Here is a 251-nt window from a genome sequence, read left to right as displayed (position 1 = left end):
GATCAGGCCATGGCCGCCTCCCGGAAGGTCGTGTTGGTACGCCACATTGCGTGCAATGTTACCGCCAGCTTCCTGGCCAGGGCGACTTTCGCTTTGCGAGGCCCGGTTCGGCCTGCGATCGCCTGTGAAGCGCCCCGGGTTTCCAGGAGGCTCCAACTTGTGAGAAGGAGCATCCGTTATGAGCAAGACAACCAACAAATTTTCACCTGAAGTCCGCGAGCGGGCGGTTCGTATGGTGGTGGAGCAGCGGG

The 251-nt window shown here is 61.0% G+C and carries 1 pseudogene; it reads right to left on the bottom strand.

Annotated elements, in window-relative coordinates:
* Nucleotides 1-2: 2 nt before the first annotated feature.
* A pseudogene (locus SxD43FB_RS26275) lies at nt 3-119 on the bottom strand (IS110 family transposase); the annotation flags it as partial.
* Between the last annotated feature and the right edge of the window lie 132 nt (nt 120-251).

Origin of the sequence: Sphingobium sp. D43FB (assembly GCF_002312805.1) — a bacterium.
Lineage (GTDB): Bacteria > Pseudomonadota > Alphaproteobacteria > Sphingomonadales > Sphingomonadaceae > Sphingobium.
The sequence above is the reverse complement of the archived record's forward strand: the minus strand, read 5'-3'. Positions and strand labels throughout refer to the sequence as shown.